Source organism: Methylobacterium sp. E-025 (genome assembly GCF_022829705.1).
Taxonomy (GTDB): domain Bacteria; phylum Pseudomonadota; class Alphaproteobacteria; order Rhizobiales; family Beijerinckiaceae; genus Methylobacterium.
The window spans coordinates 1-7232 of the sequence record NZ_JAKSYR010000020.1 but is presented as its reverse complement, the minus strand read 5'-3'; the positions used below and the strand labels follow the sequence as shown (position 1 = coordinate 7232).

Here is a 7232-nt window from a genome sequence, read left to right as displayed (position 1 = left end):
CCTAGGGATCCCAGAACGCCTGCCTGCCAGCCGAGGACCCGCGCAAGGCCGGGCAGCGCCAGATGGCTGACGGCTGCGAAGCCGCACTTGGGGGGATCATCGGCCTGGTGTCATCATCGGCGACCGAGCTGCAGGCCACGGCCCAGGCCATGACCGCGACGGCGCCGGAAACAGCGAGCCAATCCACGACCGTGGCCGCCGCCGCCGAGGATGGCGCCCCCAACGTCAACACGGTCGCCGCGACGGCCGAGGAGCTTGGCTCATCGGTGCAGGAGATCAGTCGCCAGGTCGATGGCTCTGCTGCCCTCGCACAGCAGGCTGTCACCGAGGCCGATCAAACCGGAACGCTGGTGCAGGAATTGAGCACGGCGGTCTCGCGCATCGGCGACGTGGTCGGCATAATCTCCACCATCGCCGGACAAACCAACCTTCTGGCGCTGAATGCCACCATCGAGGCAGCCCGTGCCGGTGAAGCGGGACGAGGCTTCGCCGTGGTCGCTGCCGAGGTCAAAGAGCTGGCTTCGCAGACGGCGCGGGCGACCCACGAGATTTCGGGACAGATCGCACGCATCCAGGCGTCCACCGGTCAAGCCGTGACGGCGATCGGTGGCATCGCCGCGCGGATCCAGGAGATCAGCAGCGTGGCAACGTCCATCGCGGCGGCGGTTGAGGAGCAGGGCGCGGCAACGCAGGAGATCGTGCGCAACGTCAGCCAGGCAGCGATGGGTACAGGCGAGGTCACGAGCAACATCGCCGGCGTGGCCGGTGCGGCCGAAGAGACGGGCGCTGCGGCGAGCCAAGTGCTCGGCGCGGCCTCGGAGCTGTCGCGTCAGTCGGAGACCCTTGCAGCTGAAGTCGGACGCTTCCTCGCCACCGTTCGAGCAGCTTGATAGGATCAATGTGTAACCGCCTCGGTAGGCCTTAGGGCCTATCGAGGTTTACGATGCCGATCCGGCCCGAGCGCCGCTCGTCAGAAGCTAGGCCTGACCGTCCTCGGCCGCCTTGTCCGGATCATTCGGCTTCTTTTGAGCCTCGACCACCGGGTCTTTGTTCTCAGGCTCACCGCCGGTGGTTGGATCTGGGACGTTCACGCCCGTGATTGGCACGGTGGGTGGAATGGTAGGCTCGTGATCGCTTCCAGCCATGACCTGATGCTCCCTTCCCGAAGGCACCGTTCAGACGGCGCTTGGAATGCGGCGGAGCTGTGAAGGTGTACTCCAGCGCATAAAATGGTTGCTGAGCAGCTTTAAGCTGTCTCGGCGGCCTTCTTCCGGCCCTTGGCCTGCCCGAAGCGGGTCTTGAGCGCCTCGGAGATCGTCTCTCCCGTATCAGCAGCCTTCGAGGCCGCCTTGCGTCGCTGCTGGCCGAGGCCGAGTGAACGCGCCAGTTCGGAGCGCTGCGCGGAGTAGTTCGCCGTCGTCATCGGATAATCGGCTGGCAGACCCCATTTTGCGCGGTAGGCTTCGGGGGTTAGGCCCCGCAGCGTTAGGTGACGGCGCAGCGTCTTATAGGATTTACCGTCCTCGAAGCTGATCAGCGCATCCGGCGTGACCGACTTGCGGACTTGTGCCGGCGTCGGCTTCTCAACTTCGGGCGATACAGGTGGCACCTGCCTGCCGAGGCTGGTAAGGGAAGCATAAACGCTAACGATCAAGTTCGGCAGCTCGCCAACTTGAACGTGGTTGTTCGAGATATAAGCCGAGACGATGTCCGCAGCCATTGCCGTAAAGTTGAACTCTACAACTGCTTCTATTTCATCTGACATGAATTATCCTGCTTCGAAAAACCGCTTTGAGCCAGACTAATCGGAATATGACCGGACAACAAGCCAAGGCGGCGTGACAGGATCATCGACACAAGCCAACATTTGCAGAGCAGCATTTTGTTAAGGATAGTGGGTTAGGAGTTTTTAACGTTTTTGGGAATCGAGCGATGCGAGTTCTGCTGATCGAGGATGATGCGTCGGTAGCGCAGAGCATCGAGCTGATGCTCAAGACGGCAGGGTTCAATCCTTTCGTCACCGATCTCGGTGAGGAGGGGATCGATCTCGGTAAGCTCTACGATTACGACATCATCCTGCTCGACCTGAACCTGCCTGACATGTCGGGCTACGAGGTGCTTCGCCGCCTTCGCCTCGCGAAGGTGAAGACGCCGATCCTAATCCTGTCGGGCATGGCCAGCATTGAGGACAAGGTGAAAGGCCTTGGCTTCGGTGCTGACGACTACCTCACCAAGCCGTTCCACAAAGACGAGCTCGTAGCGCGCATCCAGGCGATCGTCCGCCGGTCGCAGGGGCACATAGACGCTGTGGTGACTGTAGGCGACCTTGCGGTAAACCTCGACCGGAAAACCGTCGAGATTGCTGGACGCCTTGTTGCCTTGACGACCCGCGAGTACCAGATGCTCGAACTTCTTACTTTGCGTAAGGGGACGGCGATCACCAAGGCGATGTTCCTCAACCATCTTTACGGCGGCATGGACGAGCCGGAGGTGAAGATCATCGATGTCTTCATCTGCAAAATGCGAAAGAAGCTCGCCAACGCTAGCCAGGGCAAAAACTATATCGAGACCGTTTGGGGCCGCGGCTACGTAATTCGTGACGGTGTGCCCGAGACGCGGGCCATGGCGACCTGAGCCATCTGCCGGCAAGCCGCGTCCGTACTCCGTATCGCACCGCGCAGCTCCCTCATCCGCCGTCAGTTCCAGGTTGACGACGCAATCTAACTTCCGTCTGAAGCATCGACCTCGACAGTAGGGGACGCTGTTTTAAGCGCCGAGCGATGGGCGACCTGTCCGCGGTCCCTACGCCTGACCGATCGCCGAATGATGCCGCTTAGCTATGCTGCCGCCGCCTGCGTGCCCGTGATATAGGCCCGCGCGTCTCCGGGCAGCAGCGGGCGACTGAACAGGAAGCCCTGCACCTGCGTACAGCCCTCTTGCCGTACCAGCTTTAGCTGGTCGACCGTCTCAACGCCCTCAGCCACGATGCCCATTCCCAGCCGTTCGCCGATGCCGACCACAGCCCTCACAATCGCAGCGGCATCAGGATCGGCAATGTCTCGGATAAAGGACCGGTCAATTTTGATCTTGTCGAAGGGAAAGCGGCGTAGGTAGCTCAACGAGGAGTAGCCTGTGCCGCAATCGTCTAGTGCGATGACTACGCCAAGTGCCCGGAGCCGGTGCAGGCACGCCAGCACGCCGTCCGCGTCCTGCATCAGCACGCTTTCGGTCACTTCAAGCTTCAGTCGGTGCGCGGGTAGCCCTGTAGTAGCCAATGCGGAGAGCACCGCTTCCTCAAGACCGCGGCGGAATTGTACCGCTGAGACATTGACTCCAATTCTTATAGGCTTGGGCCACGTCAACGCCTCACGGCAAGCCTCCTGCAGCGCCCAGGCACCAAGCGGAACGATCAGTCCGGTTTCCTCTGCGAGCGGAATGAACTCGCTTGGCGAGATCGTACCCTGCAGCGGATGCTGCCAGCGCATCAGTGCTTCGAAGCTTACCACAGCGCCAGTCGTAGCTTCGACGATTGGCTGGTAGACAAGATGGAACTCGCCGCGCCGGATCGCCTCTTTCATGTCGAGCCCAAGCTGACTGCGCGTCGCAATGCGGTTGCCCACATTAGGGCAGAACTCTCGATAGGTGTTTCGACCTGCTGCCTTGGCCTCATACAAAGCAATCTCAGCGCGTTTAAACAAATCGTCCGTACTGTAATCATTCTCGTCAGCGACTGCGAGTCCAATACTTACGCCGACCTCAATCGTTTGCTCATCAAGACAGACCGGTTTGCCGACGGCTTCAATCAAACGCTCGGCAAGACAAGCCGCCGCACCAGGCTCGTCGAGGTAATCGAGCACGATTGCGAACTCGTCGCCACCAATGCGGGCGACCGTGTCGTAGGGGCGGAGCACCGCTTGCATCCGCTCAGCCACGACACGCAGCAGGGCATCGCCGACAGGGTGGCCCAGACTGTCGTTGACAGCTTTAAACCGGTCGAGGTCGCACATCAGCACGGCGAAGGGGCTGTGCGTACGTGTGGTTCGAGCAATGGCTTGGCTAAGACGGTCGTGAAGCAGAGCCCGGTTGGGCAGGCCGGTCAAGGTGTCGTGCAGCGCCATGTGAGCAATCCGTGCTTCGTTGCGGCGGCGCTCGGTAAAATCCTCAAAGGTTGCTACCCAACCCCCACCGGTCATGGATCGGAAAGAGGCTGCGATGATGCGTCCATCGGCGAGTTCTCGGTAACTTGGAACTGGATGCTCGTCTTGGAGAGCAAGAGTTGTTTTTTCGCATAGCTGGTCGATAGTAATCTCGCCTCGGTAGCAGCCAGCTTGAAATAGCTTCTTGACGATTTCTCGGTGCGTTAATCCAGTTATTATATCACTGGCATCGAGGCCAAATATATCGCAATAACGTCGGTTTACCATAACAAGCTGCGAAGCTGCATCGAACATGCATAGACCCTGGGTCATGTTCTCGAGCGCAGCATCGCAGCGCCGGATCTGTTCCGCCAGAGCTTCCTGCGTTTTATGCTCAGCAGTTACATCGCGACCCACACCACGGTAGCCGATGAAGCATCCGTCTTGCGAGAAGATCGGACGTCCGCTGACACTTAGCCATCGTGTTACCCCGTCAGGGTGGCCATAAGGGTAGGCGAAGTCGCGGAACGGCCTGTGAGCCTGCAGATCGTCGGCATAGGGCTGCCAGAAGGCCTTGTCGTCGGCATTTTCGGCAATCGCCTTACGACTGAGACCAATCAGTTCAGCGACCTCTCTTCCGAGGAAGCGTTTGGTACTTTCAGAAAAATAGCTGAAGCTTAGAGCGGCATCTGTTTCCCAGAACCAATCCGAACCGATCTCAGCAAAATCTTCAAGCGGACTCATTAGCATAAAGGCACTCAGTGGCAGCCATGATGATAGTTTCTAAATGTTAATATTTTATCAAATATAAATGCTATATATTTAGGCATGAAAGGTGAGCTTGGGTCGACAGAGGGCTACAACAAGAATATTGGAGTAGTTAGAGATGAATTGTCTGTGCACACAGCGCCACCCACACCCATCCTTGGCAAAGGACAGCTGCTTTAGATCGGACAGATTTGGGTGCAACCAATCAACAAAGTCAATGAGCGGCGTCTCTAAGACTGCAATTGAAGCTGTTTAGCTACCTGATGATTGGGGCGTTCGCGGGCGGTCTTGTCGCAACCGTTGTGGGTACGGCGAGCGTTGTCGTCGGCTTCTGATCGCAAGAATGGCGATACAAGTCTGAGGTGTGAGAGGCGGGGTGAGAACCCTGCCGTTTCTACGCGTTGGGCCCGCTCAGAATACAGCTCGTTAGTCTTTCATGCGACGAGAACCATCACGGCTCGGCACCGAGCGACCGCAGCACTTTGGGTATCGCGCTCCACGACGGCGATTTTCACGTCGATTGAGGCGGTGTTGTCGCCCTTTGCACGCCACCACGGGCCTTTGGTTGCGATCGCCGCCTCGTTCGGGGTTCCCGGAGTGGGATCATCAGCGCTCGACCGCGAACGTCCATTGCGGGCCGCGTGCCGTATCGTCGTTGCTGCGTTCTCCCAATTGCGCCACGCCCCAGGGCAGACGATAGCGCCCTGTTGCCTGCGGCGGCGACCAGACGTTCACATCGGTCCGTACTGGTTCCTCTGCGGCGGCCGTCTCTGACCCTGCCGAGGAGACCTTCGGCGGAACCGGGGACGTCCGTCGCAAGGCGAGGGTAGTCGGGCGCCGCGGGGGAAGAGGCACAAGACCAGGAACAGCTGGAAGGACGGTCCCGGACGCGGAGACGGTCGAAGGCGCGGTCTGAGACGAGTCCAGAAGCGGTGTAAGGGGCTGATCCGGCACGTCAACGGGCGACACCCTCGTGGGCGGGGTGGTCCAACCCTCGTTCGAACGGCTCGAATTTACCGCCCCTTGGAGGGAAACAATAGCCTGTGCCGCTTCCTGCAGACCGGCAGGGCTTCCCCCTGGAGCCGGCATCGCATCAGTTGGAGCTGCAGCGATCCGCGGGTGGACCGTGCGATCGAGGCCAGGTTGCAGCGCCCATGCACCGAGAATGACAAGGCCAGCCGACAAAATGGCTGCGAGGCCCCGTCCCGCGGTGATCCGCCCGCGGCCAACGGCGCTTGCAGCTACGACGTCAGACACGCCGGCGACTGGGGTTACTCCCAGGGTCTCAAGTTGTGCATCCGTCGATGCCGCTGCCGTTTCGGAGTCCGAAATCCCGCCGGCCGGATCAGTCGAACAGGCGACCGGCTCATGGTCTGCGACCGCCGGCTCATCAGGATCTACCGCGGCAGAAGCCGGCGTGACTGCGACGATGTCGGGTGCGGCATCGACTGGCAAGTCCGAAGCGGGCTGGGCGGGGAGACAGTCGCGGGCCTCCAGAGCAGACGAGGGCAACGATAGCACCACACGGGCCTTTCCCGCGGCCTTGGAGGACGGGCGTGACCCAGACGTTCGACGCGATCGGGCCGGGGGCTTGCGGCCCTTGCGCTTCGCGCGTGCACGCGTCGGCAATGCGACACCGGGCACGAGAGGCCCCGCTCCGGTCAGTCCATTCTGCATGCTCAAAGACTCACCCGCCTCGTGCGTGGCCGAACGTCACGCAGGATCTCGGATCACCCGACGACAATTACGATCCCGCCGAGACCCCGGAAAACCTGCTAGTCGCGGACAAGATGGGCGATAAATAGGCGGTTTTTACGGCATCTTCAGATTTCAGGTAATCGGACCAACGTGGTGAAAAATCGATCCTGTCGAATGACTAAGCGAACAACCCGTCCAGGGGTGCAAAAGGTGAAACAGCTATCACGACGCCTCGGCAGCTCGGCCTTGAACGGTGCATGGCAGCGGCGGTGAGGTGCATCGGCACGGAACTGGGGAAAACCCCGATCGACCTCTGGTCGGGATGGGGATCGAGCCTCAGTTTACGTGGTCCGACGCCCCCGCCTTCCCCCCGCAGCGTCCTGATTTGGGGAGGCTAGGGAGGCAAGCAGTCCAAGCAATGGCTTTGCCTCCCGGCGATCGGGGCGTGCAGCATCAATGACTTAGCTTTGATTTGGGACGCTAGGGGGCCTAGGTCGCGGACTCATAAAGTTCGCAGCCAGACCCGGACGGCAGCGAGTTTGACGCTGGCGAGGAAGTTGTCGGGATCCTTGTCGTAGCGGGTGGCGACGGCGCGGAAGTGCTTGATCTTGCTGAAGAAGCGCTCGACCA

General features: G+C 60.3%; 4 protein-coding genes and 2 pseudogenes. 2 read left to right on the top strand and 4 right to left on the bottom strand.

What is annotated here, in order from left to right; translation table 11 throughout:
- Positions 1-17: 17 nt before the first annotated feature.
- Positions 18-890 (top strand): annotated as a pseudogene (locus MKK64_RS00975) (methyl-accepting chemotaxis protein); the annotation flags it as partial.
- Between the two features lie 87 nt (positions 891-977).
- Here MKK64_RS00975 and MKK64_RS00970 read toward each other — a convergent pair.
- Both MKK64_RS00970 and MKK64_RS00965 read right to left on the bottom strand, forming a co-directional pair.
- Positions 978-1145, bottom strand: coding sequence for a hypothetical protein (locus MKK64_RS00970; protein WP_243931862.1), 168 nt, complete (start codon positions 1143-1145; stop codon positions 978-980).
- A 101-nt stretch (positions 1146-1246) separates the two neighbouring features.
- Positions 1247-1765 carry a MucR family transcriptional regulator gene (locus tag MKK64_RS00965; protein ID WP_243931860.1) on the bottom strand — a complete coding sequence of 173 codons (519 nt, stop codon included), beginning with the start codon at positions 1763-1765 and terminating at the stop codon, positions 1247-1249.
- A 167-nt stretch (positions 1766-1932) separates the two neighbouring features.
- Here MKK64_RS00965 and ctrA point away from each other — a divergent pair, with 167 nt between their 5' ends.
- Positions 1933-2634: a response regulator transcription factor CtrA gene (gene ctrA, locus MKK64_RS00960; RefSeq protein ID WP_243931858.1), complete on the top strand. Its 702-nt coding sequence runs from the start codon at positions 1933-1935 to the stop codon at positions 2632-2634.
- Positions 2635-2837: 203 nt separating this feature from the next.
- Here ctrA and MKK64_RS00955 read toward each other — a convergent pair whose 3' ends face one another.
- Positions 2838-4880 (bottom strand): putative bifunctional diguanylate cyclase/phosphodiesterase, encoded by a 2043-nt coding sequence (locus MKK64_RS00955; RefSeq protein ID WP_243931856.1) that lies wholly within the window; start codon positions 4878-4880, stop codon positions 2838-2840.
- Between the two features lie 2224 nt (positions 4881-7104).
- Positions 7105-7232, bottom strand: a pseudogene (locus MKK64_RS00950) (IS5/IS1182 family transposase); the annotation flags it as partial.

Excerpts from the sequence above, each read along its gene's own strand:
- MKK64_RS00970 (WP_243931862.1), bottom strand. The coding sequence starts at position 1,145 with ATGGCTGGAAGCGATCACGAGCCTACCATTCCACCCACCGTGCCAATC.
- MKK64_RS00965 (WP_243931860.1), bottom strand. The coding sequence starts at position 1,765 with ATGTCAGATGAAATAGAAGCAGTTGTAGAGTTCAACTTTACGGCAATG.
- ctrA (WP_243931858.1), top strand. The coding sequence starts at position 1,933 with ATGCGAGTTCTGCTGATCGAGGATGATGCGTCGGTAGCGCAGAGCATC.
- MKK64_RS00955 (WP_243931856.1), bottom strand. The coding sequence starts at position 4,880 with ATGAGTCCGCTTGAAGATTTTGCTGAGATCGGTTCGGATTGGTTCTGG.